This is a genomic window from Herbidospora mongoliensis, from assembly GCF_001570545.1.
In the GTDB taxonomy this organism is placed as follows: Bacteria; Actinomycetota; Actinomycetes; order Streptosporangiales; family Streptosporangiaceae; genus Herbidospora; species Herbidospora mongoliensis.
Window position 1 is genome coordinate 437868 of the sequence record NZ_BBXD01000008.1, and the last position, 16324, is coordinate 454191.

A 16324-nucleotide genomic window follows, 5' to 3' on the forward strand; every position below is an offset into this window, starting at 1 on the left:
CATGCGCCGGCTGCTCATTGTTCTCTTCTTTGTCTGTACGGCCTGCGCACCCCCCGGCGTACAAGAAGAAGCCCCGGTCAACGCGGCCGACGTGATGTTCCTGCAGATGATGGTCGCGCACAACAAACAGGGCCACGCGCTGGCCAAGCTCGCCGAGAACCGGGACCTGCCCGAGAAGGTCGGGCAACTCGCGTCCGCGATGCGGGTCACCCAGGAGACCGAGACGAGCACGATGACCCGCTGGCTCCTGGAGTGGGAACAGCCCCTGGCCATGGACCAGGACGCGCACCACGCCCACGGCGGCACCTCGATCGACGCCAAGAAGGACTTGGCCCGCCTCAAGAAGGCGAAAGACGCCGACTTCTCCCACGAACTCCTCAACGCCCTCATCGCCCACCAGGACGACGCGATCCAGTTCGCCCGGTACGAGAAGGGCAGCGGCTCCAACCCCGGAGCGCTCGACCTGGCCAAGCAGATCGACGTCGCCAGGACGGCCCAGATCACCTACATGCTGGACCTGCTTGACTCCTAGGCATGCCGGAACTCCAGCCGCTGCGCGCCGACCACGCGGGCCCTCTCCTGACCTTCGAGACAGACAACCGGACCTTCTTCGCCCGGTCCATCCCCGACCGGCGTGACGCCTACTTCGCCAACTTCGCCGCCAACCACCGGGATCTCCTGGCCGAACAGGAGGCGGGCACGATCCGTTTCCACGTGCTCGTCGGCGACGACGGCGAGATCCTGGGCCGGTTCAACCTGTTCGACGTCGACGGCGGCACCGCCGAAGTAGGTTTCCGCATGGCCGAGAAGGCGACCCGCCGGGGCGTGGCCACCGCGGCGCTCCGCGAGCTCTGCGACCTCGCGAAGAGCTACGGACTGCACGGTCTCAAGGCCCGCGCCGACATCGGGAACATCGGCTCCCGACGGGTGCTGCGACGGAACGGCTTCATCCCGACCAACGAGACTCAGACCGGCGGGACCTCGACCGGTGAGACGACGTTCTGGCGTGACCTGGACGACGAGTTCCGCATCGGCGGAGAGTTGAGGGTCCGCCGTCTCGGCTTCGGTGCGATGCACCTGTCTCCCACTGACGGCGACGTGGTCAGGCGCGCGGTCGAGCTGGGCGTCACGTTGATCGACACCGCGTATCTCTACGGCTGGGGCGCCAACGAGGAGTTGCTGGCCCGCACGTTGTGGCCGTACAGGAAAGAAGTGCTGGTGACCACCAAGGTCGGCGTCGCACGGCCGGGCCGGCTCGACGGACGGCCGGAGGTGCTGCGCGCCCAGGTCCACGCCGCCCTGACGCGTCTGCGGATGGGCCGCCTCGACCTGCTCCAGCTCCACCGGATCGACCCCGAGGTGCCGCTCGCCGATCAGGTCGGCGCTCTCAAGGACCTCAGAGACCAGGGCAAGATCGGCCATATCGGGCTCTCCGAGGTCACCGTTGACCAGCTCGCCGAGGCGCGGGGGATCGTCGAGGTGGCGAGCGTCCAGAACCGGTACAACCTGCTCGACCGTGAGCACGAGCAGGTGCTGGCCGCCTGCGAGGCGGCCGGAATCGCCTTCCTGCCGTGGCGGCCGGTGCTTCCGGGGGTCACCGATTCGGCGGTGGGCGAAGTCGCGACGGAAATCGGCGCGACCCCGGCCCAGACGAGCCTCGCCTGGCTGCTGGCCCGCTCACCGGTCATGCTCCCGATCCCCGGTACGGCCAAGATCACGCACCTGGAGGAGAACATCGCCGCCGGGGCGCTCCGACTCACCCGCGCTCAGCGAGATCGGCTCGGGTCCGCCGCCCGGCCCGGAGAATCACTCCGATAGGGCCGGGCGCTCACGTTCGGTCAGCGGGACACTCCGATGCCGCCCGGTGTCGTCGCGCCGAAGCGTTCGATCTCCTTCGCCAGGTCCAGCGGCTTGATCGACGCCTTCCCCGTCGCGATGTCCGCGGTGATCAGGTCGGCCGGCACCAGCCACGACACCTCGAACTCGAGCCCGTCGGGGTCCTTGGCGTAGAGGGCCTTGGTGGTCGAGTGGTCGGACGCCCCGGCGAGCGCGCCCAGTTGGCTCAGGCGCACCTGGATCCGTTCGAGCTCGGCCAGCGTGTCGACCTCCCACGCCAGGTGGTACAGCCCGACCGCGCCGCGCCCGGCGGGGGAGGGGGCCGCGTCGGCGCCGACCTCGAACAGGCCGAGGTCGTGGTCGTTGGAGGAGCCCTCGGCCTGCAGGAACGCGGCTCCGGGGAACCCCATGACCACTCGGAAGCCGAGGGCCTTCTCGTAGAAGTCGACGCTCCGTGCGACGTCGCGGACGTACAGCACGGCGTGGTTGAGTCGCTGAACCGGCATGACTCCAGCAGCAACCGGGGGTCTCGGGTTGTTCCCGCGAAACTGTCGGTCCCAGGTCCTAGGGTGGTCGGCGGCCATCTCGAAGGGGGACGTGAAGGATGATCGTCGACCGCGTGGCGCGGGAGCGCGCGGAGAACCACATGCTGTTTCAGGCGGTCCATGAGGTCGCGCTGCACCACGCCGGGGGCGCGGTCGAAGACGTGTTCGCGGCCTTGCGGGAGGCGCTGCCACCGGCGCCCAGGCTGTCCGGCGATGAGGTTCGCCGGATCGCCGAGCAGATCAGCGTGGGCCGGGATCCCTCCGGTCTGTGAGGCGTTCCGACAGCGCGGCCGGGTCGGCGACGACCGTTTCCAGCACCTGACCGGCCGCGCCGAGCGCCGCCGCCTCCGAGCCCAGCCGGGAGACCTCTACCGGCGGGGCCGTGGCGCGCATCTGGGCGAGGCGGCCGCCGATCGTCTCGGCGACAACGCCGCCGATCCACGGGAACAGCGGCGCGTAGATCCCGCCGAGCACGATCGTGTGGGGGTCGACCAGGTTGATCGCCGACGACAGTGCCACCCCGAGTGCCCAGCCCGCCTTCTCGCAGGCCGCCTTGGTGGTGGGGTCGCCGTGTTCCAGGTGGGCGACGATCGCGTCGATGCCGTGGGCGAAGGAGCTCCGGTCGGCGACCGCGTCGAGGAACGCGTCCTGGCCGGCATATTGCTCCAGGCAGCCTCTGGCACCGCAACGGCACTGGGGGCCTTCCGGCGTGACGACCACGTGGCCGAGTTCGCCCGCGAAGCCGCGGGCGCCGCGGAACAGCGCGCCGTTGACGACGAGGCCGGCGCCGATGCCGATCTCGCCCGAAACATAGAGGAAGTCGGCACGACCCGCGCCGAACCACAGCTCGCCGAGGGCGGCCAGGTTCGCCTCGTTCTCCACCCGCAGCGGCACCCCCAGGTCGAGCGCGGTGCCCACGGGCACGTTCCGCCAGCCGAGGTTGGGTGCGTTGTGGATCTCGCCCGACTCGATGTCGACCGGGCCGGGAACGGCCAGACCCGCGCCGACGACCCGCAGACCGGTCCCTTCGGCCTGCGCGAGGGCCGAGAGGGCCAGGCGCCGGAGGTCGCCGATGACGTCCATCGGCTTTGACAAGCGGTTGTCGACCGCCTGGGTGAGGCGCAGCCTGACCCGGCGTGAGAGGTCGACTACACGTACCGACAGATAGTCGACGTTGATCTCCAGGCCGATGGCCGCGACGCGGTCTCCGCTGACCCGGACCTCGACTCCCGGACGGCCCCGCTCGCGCGCCCTGACGGCCCCCGCCTCCACCACCAAGCCGGCTTCGAGCAGGTCACCTACCAGCTTGGATACAGTTGTCTTGGTAAGTCCGGTCACCTCGGCCAGGGTGGCTCGCGTCAGGGATCCGTGGGACCTGACCTCCCGCAGGACGAGGGCGAGATTGTGCGCCCGCATCTCGTCGTGGCGTACGGCCTGTGCCATGCGCACCTTCCTGACTGCCGGTCCAGAAATCTGGACGAAATCCTAGACACGCCTACTTGACCGCGACGAACCCCCGTTCCATATTTAGTCCACAACATAGACTAATTCGGAGGCGCCCCATGTCGTACACCCCCACTCCCGAGGACAAGTTCACATTCGGACTGTGGACTGTCGGCTGGCAGGCGCGCGACCAGTTCGGCGACGCCACCCGGGCTCCGCTCGACCCGGTGGAGACCGTGCACAAGCTGGCCGAGCTTGGGGCCTATGGCGTGACCTTCCACGACGACGACCTGCTCGCCGTGGAGGGCGACCGCGACAAGGCGATCGAGAACTTCAAGAAGGCGCTGGCCGACACCGGCCTCAAGGTGCCGATGGCGACGACCAACCTGTTCACCCACCCGGTGTTCAAGGACGGCGGCTTCACCAGCAACAACCGCGAGATTCGTCGCTACGCCATCCGCAAGGTGATCCGCAACCTGGACCTGGCCGCCGAGCTGGGCGCCAAGACCTACGTCTGCTGGGGTGGCCGCGAGGGCGCCGAGTCCGACGCCGCCAAGGACATCCGGGCCGCGCTCTCCCGTTACAAGGAGGCCATGGACATCCTGGGCCAGTACGTGGTCGACAAGGGCTACGACATCCGCTTCGCGATCGAGCCCAAGCCGAACGAGCCCCGGGGCGACATCCTGCTCCCGACCGTGGGCCACGCCCTGGCGTTCATCAACGAGCTCGAGCGCCCCGAGATGGTCGGCCTCAACCCCGAGACCGGTCACGAGCAGATGGCGGGCCTGAACTTCTTCCACGCCATCTCCCAGGCGATGTGGCACGGCAAGCTGTTCCACATCGACCTCAACGGCCAGCGCGGCATCAAGTACGACCAGGACCTCATCTTCGGCCACGGCGACGTGCAGAACTCGTTCTTCCTGGTCGACCTGCTGGAGCACGGCGGCTACGAGGGCCCCCGCCACTTCGACTACAAGCCGGTCCGCACCGACGACAAGGAAGACGCCTGGGAGTCGCTCGCGGCGAACATGCGCACCTACCTGATCCTCAAGGAGAAGGCGAAGGCCTACCGGGCCGACCCCGAGGTCCAGGCCGCGCTGGCCGCCAGCAAGGTCGACGAGCTCGGCGCCCGCACCCTGGCCGAGGGCGAGACCCTCCAGGACCTGCTGAACGACGAGTTCGACCTCGAAGGCGTGGCCGCCCGCGGCTTCCACTTCACCCACCTGTCGCAGCTCGCCCTCGAGCACCTGTTCGGCGTGCGGTAATGACGCTCGTCGCGGGGGTCGACTCGTCGACACAGAGTTGCAAAGTCGTGGTGCGCGACGCCGAGACCGGCGCGCTGGTCCGGGAAGGCCGGGCCAGGCACCCCGACGGCACCGAGGTCCACCCGAGCCACTGGTGGACGGCACTCCAGGAGGCCATCGCCATGGCGGGCGGCCTCGACGACGTCGCCGCGGTCTCGGTGGGCGGTCAGCAGCACGGCATGGTCTGCCTCGACGAGAACGGCGAGGTGGTCCGTCCCGCGTTGCTCTGGAATGACACCCGTTCCGCCCAGGCGGCCCGCGACCTCATCGCGGAGCTGGGCGGTCCGGAGAAGTGGGCGGAGGCGGTGGGCAGCGTGCCCGTCGCGTCGTTCACGGTCACCAAGCTGCGCTGGCTGGCTCAGCACGAGCCGGAGAACGCCGCGCGCACCGCGTCGGTCTGCCTCCCGCACGACTGGCTGACCTGGAAGCTCGGTGGCACCCCCGCGACCGTCACCACCGACCGCGGGGAGGCCTCCGGCACCGGCTACTGGTCTCCGGCCACCGGCGCCTACCGCCTCGACCTGCTGAAGCTGGCGCTCGGCCACGTTCCGCAGGTCGCCACGGTCCTCGGCCCGCGCGAGCAGGCCGGGACGTACAACCAGGCGCTGCTGGCGCCCGGCACCGGTGACAACATGGCCGCCGCCCTCGGCGTCGGCGCCCACCCGGGCGACGTGATCGTCTCCATCGGCACGTCCGGCACGGCCTTCGCCGTCGCCGAACACCCGTCGGCGGACGCGTCCGGAGGTGTCGCCGGGTTCGCCGACGCCACCGGGCGGTTCCTGCCGCTGGTCGCCACGATGAACGCCGCCCGCACGCTCGACGCGGTCGGCAGGGTGATCGGCGCGGGCCCGGCCGAGCTCAGCGACCTGGCCCTGGGGGCGCCTCCCGGAGCCGGCGGACTGACGCTCGTGCCGTACCTGGAAGGGGAGCGCACCCCGAACCGTCCCGACGCGACGGGCTCCTTCCACGGGCTGCGGCTGGCCAACGCGACGCCGGGGCACTTCGCCCGCGCGGCCGTCGAGGGCATGCTGTGCGGTCTGGCGGACGCGCTCGACGCGCTGGGCCTGGCACCGAACCGGGTGCTCCTGATCGGCGGCGGCGCGCGTTCGGAGGCCGTGCGCACCATCGCCCCGAGCGTGTTCGGCGTGCCGGTGCACGTGCCCCCGCCCGGGGAGTACGTCGCCGACGGCGCCGCCCGCCAGGCCGCCTGGCTGCTCTCCGGTGGCGAGGAGCCGCCGGAGTGGGCCACCGGGGAGGTCACCGTCTTCGAGGGTGAGCCCATCCCGGGCCTGCGCGAACGCTACAAGGAAGCCGCGAAGTGACCCCGCCGGGGGTGGGGAGAACCCCACCCCCGGCCCTGCGGTAACCCTGATCCCCCCTAGGGGGTATCCATCAGGGGCGAATGGGGTCTTAACCGGATGCATATCCGGCGCTCGAAGAGGCACTCTCGATACATGGTCAAGAGGCTCTTCCCCGCACTCGCGGTCACCGGTCTGGTGCTCGCGATGGCCGCCGTGGTGGCCGGTCAGCTTGATCCCACCCCTCACCTCGACCCGGTCACGCTGTCGATCAGCGAGTACGCCGCCCAAGAGCGCGGCATGCTGACCGAATTCACCCTCGCCATGCTGGGCCTGGCGTCGCTGGTCCTGCTCGCCGGCCTGAAGGCCGCGTCGGCGCCGATCGACGGCTGGCCGGAGCGGCTCCTCCTCCTCTGGTCCCTCACCCTGCTCGTCGTCGCGGTGGTCCCGTGGACGCGCGCGCAGGACTACCTCCTGGTGGTCGCGTTCATCGCGCTGCCCGCCGCGACCGCGCAGCTCGCGGGCCGGTTCACCGACCACGAACAGTGGCGGCCGGTGGCCCGGACGCTGGAGTGGCTGACTCTGCTGGCCGGTCTCGGCCTGGCGGCCGTCACCTACGCGGCGTTGCCCGGCCGGGGCGTGCTGATCGGCGTGGCCGAGCGCGGTCTGCTTCTCGTGGAGTTCGCACTGGTCGGGGCAGTCGCCTGGCAGCTGGTGCGAGTCGGGCTCATGACCGCGATCACTACAGTTCCGGGAGTGGCCCGTCAGCCTGTTGTGAATAAGGTGCAAAACGCCACGTCCGAGGCGGTGAGCCCACACGCTCACGCGGCGTGATCGGGCGTTACGAATTCACGAATAAAACAAACAGGGACAAACTGCTAGCCTCATCGGCTACATACGGCCGATGAGGTGCCATGGCTTCGAGTAGATCCATCCGGTTCAAGATTTCCACGCTGTTGATCATTCCGCTGGTCTCGTTAGTGGGCCTGTGGGGATTCGCGGCTGCCATCACGACCGGTGACTCGCTCGACCTGCTCAAAGTCGAAAGCCTCTACGACGGCATCGGCCGCCCCGGCGACACACTCGTACTCGGCCTTCAGCGGGAACACCTGCTGTCGGCCGAATACGTCGCCACCGGCACCCGGGACGCCTTCGACCGCCTCGTGGAACAGCGCCTCGCCACCGACACCGCCCGCAAGGACCTGCGCGCCCTGTCCCGCGTCCCCGACGTCCAGAACGCGCTGACCCCGGCCATGAAGGGTCGCTACAGCGATGTCATGGCGGCCGTCGAAGAACTCGACGACCTGCGCAACGACATCGACACCCGGGCGGTCGCGCTGACCGGACTCGGCGAGCGGTTCGGCGTGCTGCCGACTGCGGTGCAGGCGCTCGACAACACCATCACGCTCAACAACGACGTGCCGCTCTACCAGCAGTCGCGCAGCCTCGGCCTGCTGTCGTTCGCCAAGGACTTCCTGGCCCGCGAGAGCGCCCTGGGCGCCGGTGTGCTCGTCAACGAGCGGCCGTTCACGGTCGAGGAGAGCCGGGCGTTCATCCGCTACTCCGGCACCCGCGACTTCCTGTTCGGCCAGGGCATGAAGGAGCTCGACCCCGAACTGCGCAAGCCGTTCGAGGACATGCTCGTCTCCGACGCCTACCGGTCCTACATCCGGCTGGAGATGCGGATCGTGAGCGCCGCGCCGGTGAGCCACGCGGCGTGGCGCAAGGCCGTCGACGCCACCGAGAAGACCTTCCGCGAGGCGATCCTGTCGAGCGAGCAGCGTCTGTCGGTGCGGGCCGAACCGGTCGCGGTGAGCACGTTCGTCCGCACCGGCGTCGCCGGGGTGCTCGGGCTGATCGCCGTCGCCCTGTCCCTTTTCGTCTCTGTACGTCTGGGGCGCGGCCTCACCCGGGAACTCGCCGCCCTGCGCACCGCGGCACGGCAACTGGCCGAAGTCCGGCTGCCCCGGGTGGTGGAGCGGCTGCGGCGCGGCGAGAAGGTCGACGTGGCCGCCGAGGCGCCCGCGCTGGAGCCTCCGGGCACCACGGGAGAGGTCGCCGACGTGGCGCACGCGTTCAGCGCCGTGCAGCTCACCGCCGTCGACGCGGCCGTCGACCAGGCCCGGCTGCGCGAGAGCGTCGGCCAGGCGCTGCGCAACCTCGCCCGGCGGAGTCAGGGACTGCTGCAGCGGCAGCTCAAACTGCTCGACGGGATGCAACGACGTACCGAGGACCCGGGCTCTCTGGAAGAACTCTTCCGGCTCGACCACCTCACCACCCGCATGCGCCGGCACGCCGAGGGCCTGATCGTGCTGTCGGGCGGCACGCCGGGCCGGACCTACCGGCAGGCCGTGGCCGTCGCCGAGATGCTCCAGGGCGCGGTGGGCGAGGTGGAGGACTACACGAGAGTGCGCGTCTATCCGATGCCCGAGACGGCGGTCAAGGGCGCCGCCGTCGCCGACCTGATCCACCTGTTCGCCGAGCTCATCGAGAACGCCACGACCTACTCGCCGCCGCAGACCGAGGTGTCGGTCCGGGGCGAGGGGGTCGCCAAGGGCTTCGCGGTGGAGATCGAGGACCGGGGGCTCGGGCTTTCCCCAGCTGACCTCGATAAGATCAATTCACGGCTGGCCAGCCCACCTGAGTTCGACCTGGCCGACACCGACCGGCTCGGCCTGGTCGTCGTCGGACGGCTGGCCACCCGACTGGGAGTACGCGTGGAACTGCGGCAGTCGCCGTTCGGCGGGACCACCGCCATCGTCCTGATCCCCTCGTCGACCCTCGCGCCGGAACAGGTGCTGGAAGGGGTGCGCGCATGAGCGCGTCCGAGGAGTGGGTCGACGACGGGCCGGTCGTCCGGTCCTACACGCTCACGAGGGGGCGGGCGACGACCGACGCGCCCCTGGACCTCATGTCGGTGGTGGCCGCCACCGGCGCCAGGATCCAGCCGGGCGCCGACCTCGGCCGCGAACACCAGCGGCTGCTGTCGCTCATTCCCCGGTCCCGCCAGGTGGCCGATGTCGCCTCCGACGCCGACCTGCCGCTCGGGGTGGTCAGGATCCTGCTGGGCGACCTGCTCGACCACGGCCTGATCCTGGTGCGTCCGGCCAACAAGGCCAAGCCCCCCGCGGAGAACATTCTCCGCGAGGTCATCAACGGCCTGCGCGTGCTGTAGGGGTTTAGCGCTGGGTCGCGGTCAGGGTCTTCAGGGCGTGCTCGACGAGCGTGACCAGGACGACCTTGGCCGAGGCCCGGCGACGCACGTCGCAGAGCAGGACCGGGAGATCCGGGTCCAGGTCGAGGGCGATGCGGACGTCGTCCGGCTCGTAGCGCTCGGCGCCGTCGAAGCAGTTGACCGCGACGATGAACGGCGTGCCCCGCTGCTCGAAGTAGTCGATCGACGGGAAGCAGTCGGTCAGCCTGCGGGTGTCGGCCAGCACGACCGCCCCCAGCGCGCCGTAGGACAGCTCGTCCCACATGAACCAGAAACGTTCCTGTCCGGGGGTGCCGAACAGGTAGACGACGAGTCCTTCGCGGATCGTGATGCGGCCGAAGTCCATCGCGACCGTGGTGGTCGTCTTGGTCTCGACACCGTCGAGATCGTCCACGCCCACACCGCGGTCGGAGAGTACTTCTTCCGTTCGCAGGGGGCGGATCTCGCTGATCGCGCCGACCAGCGTGGTCTTGCCGACGCCGAAGCCGCCGGCGACGAGGATCTTGAGAGCGACCGGCTCGTCAGAGGGCGCGAAGGCCATTGATCACTTCCTTGAGAATGCGCGCGCTGGGCAGCGGCGCAACCTGAGCTGGTGGGCGCACCCGCACCAGCCCCTGGTCTTGCAGATCACCGAGGAGCACCCGGACCACCCCGAGGGCGAGGTTCAGATCGGAAGCGATGTCGGCCACCGAGGACGTCTCGGCCGCCAGCTCCAGGATGTGGGCCTGTTCCGGGGAGATGTCGGCCCGGTCCCTCGGGTTCGCGCCGGTCGTGGTGATCAGCGCGATCAGGTCGAGGTCGTCGCCTGAGGAGCGGGCCCGGCCGCCGATGAGGGCGAAGGGACGGACGACGGGCCCGGCGTCGTCGTCCAGCCACTCCTTGCGGGTCACGGAGTAGTCCTCCGGGGGTTGGTGGAGATGTGTTGCCCCACTCTTTTGACCAGCATCGCCATCTCGTACGCGATGTGGCCGACGTCGGCGTCCGAGGCGGCCAGCACGGCCAGGCAGGTGCCCTGGCCGGCGGCCGTCACGAACAGGAACGCGGCCTCCATCTCGACGATGGTCTGGCGGACCTCGCCGCCACCGAAGTGGCGGCCGGCGCCTCTGGCCAGGCTCTGGAACCCGGCGGCCACCGCGGACAGGTGCTCGGAGTCCTCACGTGAGAGTCCCTGGGAAGCCCCCACGACCAGACCGTCGGTGGAGAGGATCACCGCCTGACGGACGGCCCCCACCCGGCTGATGAGGTCGTCGAGCAACCAGTTCAGTTCGCCGGACGCCGTGACTTTCCCGGTCATTCCTCACCCTTCTCGCCGTTCGCGTTATCTGCGTAGTCTGCATCCTCACGTCCCCTGCGCGCGCCCTGTTGGAACGCGGAGAACATCGCGCGGGCCTCTTCCGGCGACCGTTCCTCGGCCACCTCGGAGACGGGCGCGGGGAGCGGAGGAGCCTCGATGAGCTGCGGCGCCATGTTGGTTTGCCGGACTCGTCGGGGCAGACCGTTGTGTGTGCCGCTGACGACCGAGGTCGGCAGATTATTCGGCAGACCCGGCCGGGCGGCGCCGGTGATTCCGGTGGTGCGGGTCCGGGTGGGCAGGCCACGCGTGGTGCGGACCGGCTCCTCCTCGGGCTCCACCGGGGGCACCAGCCCGACGGCCGGGACCGCTTCCACGCGCCGCTCGGCCGGGGTGAAGTACGGCGAGGGCTCGGGTTCGTCGACCGATGGCTCGGCTTCGGCCTCGAGGGCGAGTTCGGCTTCGGCTTCGGCCAGCTGCTTCTTGTGCCTGGGCTCGTGCCCGAGCTCGCTGTCGGCCTGGGCGTCGTCCTCGTCCGCCGAGGTCAGCACGGCGCGGGCGCCGTTGCGGGACGGCGTGGCGGTGGCCTGCGTCCCGTCGGACACCAGGCCCCGCGGGATGAGCAGGATGGCGGTCGTGCCGCCGTACGGGGAGGACCTGAGCACCACGCCGATGCCGTAGCGGGCGGCGAGCTGACCGACGACGAACAGGCCGAGCCGGTCGGAGTCGGCCAGGTCGAACTCGGGCGGCGCGGCGAGCTTGGCGTTGATCTCGGCGTACTCCTCGGGCGTCAGCCCGAGACCGCGGTCCTCGACCTCCAGCACCAGGCCGTTGGCGACCAGTTCGGCCCGCACCTGCACCTTGGTCTGCGGCGGCGAGAAGATGGTCGCGTTCTCGATCAGTTCCGCCAGCAGGTGGACGACGTCGGCCACGGCCGCGCCGACCAGCGAGGCGCCCGGCATCGGCAGCACCGACACCCGGGTGAAGTCCTCGACCTCAGCGACGGCGGCGCGCATGACGTCCACGACCGGAACGGGCTTGCGCCACGACCGGCCGGGCGCCGCGCCCGAGAGGATGATGAGGCCCTCGGCGTGGCGGCGCATGCGGGTCGTCAGGTGGTCGAGGCGGAACAGGTCCTCCAGCGACTCCGGATCCTTCGAACGCCGCTGCATCGCGTCGAGAAGCGTGAGCTGGCGGTGCAGCAGGCTCTGGTTACGGCGGGCCAGGTTGAGGAACACGTGGCCGACGCCGCGCCGCAGGGCGGCCTGTCCGACGGCCGCCTCGATGGCGGTCCGCTGGACGGAGCTGAACGCGTGGCCGACGTCCTCGACCTCGGTCGAGCCGCCGGCGTCGAGGGGCGGCGCCTCGTGCTCGACGTCGACGTCCTCGCCCTTCTTGAGGCGGTCGACGACGTAGGGCAGCCGCTCGTCGGCCAGTTCGAGCGCGGCGTTGCGCAGCCCGGCGAGGTCGGCGACGAGGCGGCGGCCGAAGCGCAGCGAGAAGATGATGGTCGCCACGACGGCGATCAGACCCACACCACCCGCGATGGCGATCCGCCCGAGGATCCCGGTGGCCAGTTCGGCCGAGTGGGCGTTCAGCGCCTCAGTGGCGGGCACGCGGGCCCGGTCGAGCTCGCCGACCAGGCTGTCGGTGGTGGGCTGCCAGCGCATCACGTCGGGCGGCAGCGCGCCGCCCAGCCGCTGCTGCGACAGGATCAGGTCCTCGATCTCGGAGAACCGCTTGTACAGGTCGGAGGTGAGCACCCGCTCGTACGGCGCGCGCACATCGGACGGCAGCGTCGGGAGGTTCTTCGCGTAGTAGAACTTGCGCATCGCCACGAACTCGGCGAACGCCTTGTGCGCCTCGGCCGACATCTGGTTCTGCGCCAGGGAGCTCTTGACCAGAGCGTCTTCACGGGCCAGCATCTCGTGCGCCGTGCCCATGGTCACCAGGGCGCTGGCCTGCTGGAACATGGCCACATCCGGGAGCTGCACCATCTGCTCGTAGACGTCGAACAGCTCGTCCAAGATCGTGTTATAGGCCACAATGGCCTCCAGCACGTTGAACCTGCCGACCGAGATCGAGTCGCGGATGTTCGACAGTTCGTCCAGCGAGCCGAGCAGGCTCTCCATCGAACGCTGGAGGTTTTCGGGCATGAGCGCCCGCGCGTCGTCGGTCGTGGCCACCTTGACGAAGGCGTTCACGGTCGACGTGGTCTGCGCCTGTAGCGCGTTCAGCTCGGGGGAGGACGTCCGGTTCTCGCTCAGCAGCTCTGCCACCATCGCGCGCTCCGACTGGAGCCGGAGCCCGAGGTCCGTGGAGCTGACGCCGACGGTGTCGTACAGCTGGCCGGTGCGCAACAGCGCAACACCATCACCGACGGTGAGGTTGAGGACGAATCCCCATAACGCGCTCAACGTCAGGAGAGGTAAGAGCAACAAGAGAAAGATCTTGAACCGAATCGACCGGTTTCTTGAACCCATGGCCACTCCTGCAGTGCGTGGAGGCTCGCGCCGCATTTGGGGGGAAATGCACCTCCGGAAGATCGCACAGGAGACTAGCACCGATACAGTTCGAGCGCAGTGGAGGAATAGATGATTAGCGTGATCACCGGGGCCAGTTCGGGCGTTGGTGCTGCTGCGGCCCTGGCCCTGGCCCGAAAGGGATACCAACTTGTGTTGGTCGGGAGGGATCGCGACCGCTTAGAGTCAACAGCCTCCAGTGTCCGCTCTGTCACCGATAGTGAAGTTAGCGTAGAGATTGCCGACTTCGCTCGCCTGTCCGATGTACGGGATCTGGCCAGCCGAATCCGCGAGAAGCACGCCCACATCGACGTTCTGGCCAACAACGCCGGCGTCATGGTCTCCGACCGCAGGATGACTGCGGACGGTCACGAACTCATGATCCAGGTCAACCACCTCTCGCCGTTCCTTCTCACGAACATTCTTCTGGATCGCGTCGGGCGTGTCGTGACCACCTCTTCGCGCGCGGCGACGACGGCCCGGCTCGACCTGTCTGACCTCTCGCGTGAACGGCGAAGGTGGAACGGCTGGCTGCAGTATGGCGAAACCAAACAAGCGAACGCTCTATTCACCGTGGGCCTTGCTACCCGCGGGTGTAAAGCCACCTGTTTCCATCCCGGCGTCATCAAGACGTCATTCGCCGGGGGCACCTTGTTCATGAAACTCGTCACCCTGCCTGGTCTGCACGAACCTGTCGAGAAGGCGGCGTCGCGACTGGCATATCTCGCCACATCGGAAGACGGGGAGAAGCGGGCCGGGACGTATTTCCGGGACAACCGCCCGGGTAAGGTGCCGGCCCGGATGCGTGACCCGGAGCTGGCCGAACGCCTGTGGACGGTAAGCGCCGAAGCGGTGGGACTGCCGACGAACGCCTAACTATCGGTGACCGCTCGTTTACCATCTGCTGGTGACGTTCTGTCTTGCGGACGCCGAGTCGATGTGTCTCCTGGCCACCCGCCTGGACGAGGCGGCCGGAGAGATCACCCGACTGCAGGGCGCCTCGGTGTCCGTCGGCCTGCCGATCACGGCCCCCGCCGAACTCGCGCACTACGAACGACCACTGCGCGACCTGGTCGAATGGTGCCACTCGTCGGCCGCCGACCTCCGCAGGCGAGCGGCCGTCGCGGCCCAGGCCGACCTGATCGACCGCGAACCCTTCGGCGGCAAGGCGACCTATGACGCGCTGAAGACGGCGGCCGCGGGTGGCGTCGACACCGAACTCGCCGCCTTCGACGCTCTGAGTCCCGACGGCGACGCGGCGGCGTTCTTCGCCGGGCTCGCTCCCGGACGGGGGCTTGCTGTGGCCATGGCCCGCGCGTCGCAGGTCGGTGCGCGGGCGGGGGTCCCGTTCGAACTCCGCTTCGCGGCCAACCGCCATCTTGTATGTCTTGCGCACGCCGAGGCGCTCCGAACAGGAGACCAGGCGGCAGCACAGCGATACACGAAACTGCTGGCCCCTGACAGACGACTTCTGCTGTTCGACGTGCGGGGCGCTGGGCGAATCGCCGAGGTCAAGGGGGATCTGAACACGGCGGTCTCCGTCGCCATCATGGTTCCGGGCACCGGCAGCAATCTGGCCAACTTCGACGCGGGGCCTGTCTCGGACATGCGAACACTCCATACCTTCGCCGACCAGCGCGCTCGCGGAACCGTGGCGACAATCATGTGGCTGGGAGCCGAGATGCCTCCCAACGTCGGAGCGGCGGCGCTCGACCTCTACGCCGACCGAGGAGCCCCCAAACTCCGCGACTTCGTCGCCGGACTTGGACTTCCCGGCGAGGTGCGCACCACCCTCATCGGTCACTCCTACGGAAGCACCCTCACCGGCCACGCGGTGAGAGCGGGGCTTCATCCGGACAATCTCGTCGCCGTCGCCAGCCCGGGATGGGGGGTCGATCACGTGACGGAGTTGCGGGCGCCCACGACGTCGCTCTTCGCCGTCCGCCATCCCCACGACTTCATCAGCGTCATCCCATCGCTGGAAGACGGCGTCCGTGGTGCCGGCCTGCCTGCACCTTCGTCCATCGGCCACGGTAACGACCCCATCCTCATGCGCCATGTGACCAGGCTCGCGTCGGGCTACGACGACGCATTCCTCCAAGGGGGGTTCGACCTGGCGGCGCACTCCGACTACTTCGGCGGCGAAGGCAGGGCGCGAACAGCGACCAACAACCTGGCCAGAGTGGTCACCGGCGAGGATCCGGTGACCTTCGACGAAGCTCGGAAGGCGCTGTGAGCCGCCGCTTCGCATGGATCGTGGCGGGAGTCATGCTGATCGGGCTGGGCGGGTGTCAACGGGGTCGCTCAGACGAGCCAGGGATCGCGCGAGGCCTCATCGATCTCGAACTGGCGCTCATGCGATCTGTCGGCACCGCGAAGCTGGCGGGCGATCCCACCAGAACCAGCCAGCCATGGCCCTGCCACTCTGAAGATCGCCACGGCTTCATGCTCAACTACAACGCGAAGGCAGAAGCTCCGGGCGTCACGGTGAGAACAGTTCTGCAGTTCTGGCGCAGCCTCGGTTACCGCGTCGAAGTCGACCGGTCGACGGATGCGAAGCGCCCCGAGGCCATCGTCGGAGGGTCGTTGATCGAGCTGTCCGTTCACGGCTACCCCGACCGCGGTGAGGTCTGGATCTCCGGGAACACGGTCTGTCTTCCGGGAGAGGTGCCGAACAGCTGGCGTGACGTGCTGTGACGCGACGTCCCGAGAGTGGCGGACAGCCCTCGAACGGTCTGGATCGGCAGAACCAACTGATGTGTGGATAGCCACCGCAGTCGGTGAGATCACTGCAGCCCCTCCATGCCGGATGCGATTGTTGGATAGCTTTGGGTGACCATTCGTTTACTATCTGCTAGTGACTTTCTGTCT

17 protein-coding genes and 1 pseudogene are annotated in these 16324 nt (G+C 69.0%); 12 read left to right on the forward strand and 6 right to left on the reverse strand.

Going from position 1 to position 16324, the window contains the following annotated elements:
- The first annotated feature begins 1 nt into the window (after nucleotide 1).
- The 3 genes and pseudogenes from AW272_RS02260 to AW272_RS44785 all read left to right on the forward strand — a co-directional run bounded on the left by AW272_RS02260 (nucleotide 2) and on the right by AW272_RS44785 (nucleotide 1818).
- Nucleotides 2-532 carry a DUF305 domain-containing protein gene (locus tag AW272_RS02260; RefSeq protein ID WP_066360572.1) on the forward strand — a complete coding sequence of 177 codons (531 nt, stop codon included), beginning with the start codon at nucleotides 2-4 and terminating at the stop codon, nucleotides 530-532.
- A gap of 2 nt (nucleotides 533-534) precedes the next feature.
- A pseudogene (locus AW272_RS44780) lies at nucleotides 535-936 on the forward strand (GNAT family N-acetyltransferase); the annotation flags it as partial.
- 75 nt (nucleotides 937-1011) lie between these two features.
- On the forward strand, nucleotides 1012-1818 hold the full coding sequence (locus tag AW272_RS44785) for an aldo/keto reductase (RefSeq protein ID WP_066361192.1): 807 nt from the start codon (nucleotides 1012-1014) through the stop codon (nucleotides 1816-1818).
- Between the two features lie 20 nt (nucleotides 1819-1838).
- Here the strand turns inward: AW272_RS44785 and AW272_RS02270 are convergent, their stop codons facing one another.
- Entirely contained in the window at nucleotides 1839-2342 is a 504-nt protein-coding gene (locus AW272_RS02270; protein WP_066360573.1) for a VOC family protein, read from the reverse strand.
- A 98-nt stretch (nucleotides 2343-2440) separates the two neighbouring features.
- Between AW272_RS02270 and AW272_RS02275 the strand changes: the two genes are divergently transcribed.
- The gene (locus AW272_RS02275) at nucleotides 2441-2653 is read left to right on the forward strand and encodes a hypothetical protein (protein ID WP_066360575.1); all 213 of its coding nucleotides are present in this window, start codon (nucleotides 2441-2443) and stop codon (nucleotides 2651-2653) included.
- Here the strand turns inward: AW272_RS02275 and AW272_RS02280 are convergent.
- Nucleotides 2622-3824 (reverse strand): ROK family transcriptional regulator, encoded by a 1203-nt coding sequence (locus AW272_RS02280; RefSeq protein WP_066360577.1) that lies wholly within the window; start codon nucleotides 3822-3824, stop codon nucleotides 2622-2624. The two genes, AW272_RS02275 and AW272_RS02280, sit on opposite strands and share 32 nt — an antisense overlap.
- Before the next feature lie 119 nt (nucleotides 3825-3943).
- On the opposite strand from AW272_RS02280, the gene xylA reads away from it, so the two are divergent.
- From xylA to AW272_RS02305, 5 genes are all read left to right on the forward strand, one after another.
- Nucleotides 3944-5089: a xylose isomerase gene (gene xylA, locus AW272_RS02285; protein ID WP_066360578.1), complete on the forward strand. Its 1146-nt coding sequence runs from the start codon at nucleotides 3944-3946 to the stop codon at nucleotides 5087-5089.
- Nucleotides 5089-6450 carry a xylulokinase gene (xylB, locus tag AW272_RS02290; protein WP_066360586.1) on the forward strand — a complete coding sequence of 454 codons (1362 nt, stop codon included), beginning with the start codon at nucleotides 5089-5091 and terminating at the stop codon, nucleotides 6448-6450. The genes xylA and xylB overlap by 1 nt, the downstream gene beginning before the upstream one ends.
- A gap of 132 nt (nucleotides 6451-6582) precedes the next feature.
- Complete coding sequence (locus tag AW272_RS02295; protein ID WP_066360588.1) at nucleotides 6583-7260, forward strand: DUF998 domain-containing protein; 678 nt, start codon at nucleotides 6583-6585, stop codon at nucleotides 7258-7260.
- Between the two features lie 80 nt (nucleotides 7261-7340).
- On the forward strand, nucleotides 7341-9245 hold the full coding sequence (locus tag AW272_RS02300; RefSeq protein WP_066360589.1) for a sensor histidine kinase: 1905 nt from the start codon (nucleotides 7341-7343) through the stop codon (nucleotides 9243-9245).
- Nucleotides 9242-9601, forward strand: a complete 360-nt coding sequence (locus AW272_RS02305) for a DUF742 domain-containing protein (RefSeq protein ID WP_066360590.1) — start codon at nucleotides 9242-9244, stop codon at nucleotides 9599-9601. The genes AW272_RS02300 and AW272_RS02305 overlap by 4 nt, the downstream gene beginning before the upstream one ends.
- A 4-nt stretch (nucleotides 9602-9605) precedes the next feature.
- Here AW272_RS02305 and AW272_RS02310 read toward each other — a convergent pair whose 3' ends face one another.
- The 4 genes from AW272_RS02310 to AW272_RS02325 are packed head-to-tail and all read right to left on the reverse strand — an operon-like array spanning nucleotide 9606 to nucleotide 13291.
- Nucleotides 9606-10181, reverse strand: a complete 576-nt coding sequence (locus AW272_RS02310; protein ID WP_066360591.1) for a GTP-binding protein — start codon at nucleotides 10179-10181, stop codon at nucleotides 9606-9608.
- A complete protein-coding gene (locus AW272_RS02315; RefSeq protein WP_066360593.1) occupies nucleotides 10162-10530 on the reverse strand; it encodes a DUF742 domain-containing protein in 369 nt (122 codons plus the stop codon). Before AW272_RS02315 ends, AW272_RS02310 begins: the two co-directional genes overlap by 20 nt.
- The gene (locus tag AW272_RS02320) at nucleotides 10527-10934 is read right to left on the reverse strand and encodes a roadblock/LC7 domain-containing protein (RefSeq protein ID WP_061296723.1); all 408 of its coding nucleotides are present in this window, start codon (nucleotides 10932-10934) and stop codon (nucleotides 10527-10529) included. The genes AW272_RS02315 and AW272_RS02320 overlap by 4 nt, the downstream gene beginning before the upstream one ends.
- Nucleotides 10931-13291, reverse strand: a complete 2361-nt coding sequence (locus AW272_RS02325) for a sensor histidine kinase (RefSeq protein WP_218010766.1) — start codon at nucleotides 13289-13291, stop codon at nucleotides 10931-10933. Before AW272_RS02325 ends, AW272_RS02320 begins: the two co-directional genes overlap by 4 nt.
- Nucleotides 13292-13525: 234 nt before the next feature.
- Between AW272_RS02325 and AW272_RS02330 the strand changes: the two genes are divergently transcribed.
- The 3 genes from AW272_RS02330 to AW272_RS02340 all read left to right on the forward strand — a co-directional run bounded on the left by AW272_RS02330 (nucleotide 13526) and on the right by AW272_RS02340 (nucleotide 16150).
- Complete coding sequence (locus AW272_RS02330) at nucleotides 13526-14329, forward strand: SDR family NAD(P)-dependent oxidoreductase (protein ID WP_066360596.1); 804 nt, start codon at nucleotides 13526-13528, stop codon at nucleotides 14327-14329.
- 31 nt (nucleotides 14330-14360) lie between these two features.
- The gene (locus AW272_RS02335) at nucleotides 14361-15689 is read left to right on the forward strand and encodes an alpha/beta hydrolase (protein ID WP_157518188.1); all 1329 of its coding nucleotides are present in this window, start codon (nucleotides 14361-14363) and stop codon (nucleotides 15687-15689) included.
- A gap of 119 nt (nucleotides 15690-15808) precedes the next feature.
- Nucleotides 15809-16150, forward strand: a complete 342-nt coding sequence (locus AW272_RS02340) for a hypothetical protein (RefSeq protein ID WP_157518191.1) — start codon at nucleotides 15809-15811, stop codon at nucleotides 16148-16150.
- Nucleotides 16151-16324: the final 174 nt, after the last annotated feature.

Excerpts from the sequence above, each read along its gene's own strand:
- AW272_RS02260 (WP_066360572.1), top strand. The coding sequence starts at position 2 with ATGCGCCGGCTGCTCATTGTTCTCTTCTTTGTCTGTACGGCCTGCGCA.
- AW272_RS02270 (WP_066360573.1), bottom strand. The coding sequence starts at position 2,342 with ATGCCGGTTCAGCGACTCAACCACGCCGTGCTGTACGTCCGCGACGTC.
- AW272_RS02275 (WP_066360575.1), top strand. The coding sequence starts at position 2,441 with ATGATCGTCGACCGCGTGGCGCGGGAGCGCGCGGAGAACCACATGCTG.
- AW272_RS02280 (WP_066360577.1), bottom strand. The coding sequence starts at position 3,824 with ATGGCACAGGCCGTACGCCACGACGAGATGCGGGCGCACAATCTCGCC.
- xylA (WP_066360578.1), top strand. The coding sequence starts at position 3,944 with ATGTCGTACACCCCCACTCCCGAGGACAAGTTCACATTCGGACTGTGG.
- xylB (WP_066360586.1), top strand. The coding sequence starts at position 5,089 with ATGACGCTCGTCGCGGGGGTCGACTCGTCGACACAGAGTTGCAAAGTC.
- AW272_RS02295 (WP_066360588.1), top strand. The coding sequence starts at position 6,583 with ATGGTCAAGAGGCTCTTCCCCGCACTCGCGGTCACCGGTCTGGTGCTC.
- AW272_RS02300 (WP_066360589.1), top strand. The coding sequence starts at position 7,341 with ATGGCTTCGAGTAGATCCATCCGGTTCAAGATTTCCACGCTGTTGATC.
- AW272_RS02305 (WP_066360590.1), top strand. The coding sequence starts at position 9,242 with ATGAGCGCGTCCGAGGAGTGGGTCGACGACGGGCCGGTCGTCCGGTCC.
- AW272_RS02310 (WP_066360591.1), bottom strand. The coding sequence starts at position 10,181 with ATGGCCTTCGCGCCCTCTGACGAGCCGGTCGCTCTCAAGATCCTCGTC.
- AW272_RS02320 (WP_061296723.1), bottom strand. The coding sequence starts at position 10,934 with ATGACCGGGAAAGTCACGGCGTCCGGCGAACTGAACTGGTTGCTCGAC.
- AW272_RS02330 (WP_066360596.1), top strand. The coding sequence starts at position 13,526 with ATGATTAGCGTGATCACCGGGGCCAGTTCGGGCGTTGGTGCTGCTGCG.
- AW272_RS02340 (WP_157518191.1), top strand. The coding sequence starts at position 15,809 with ATGCGATCTGTCGGCACCGCGAAGCTGGCGGGCGATCCCACCAGAACC.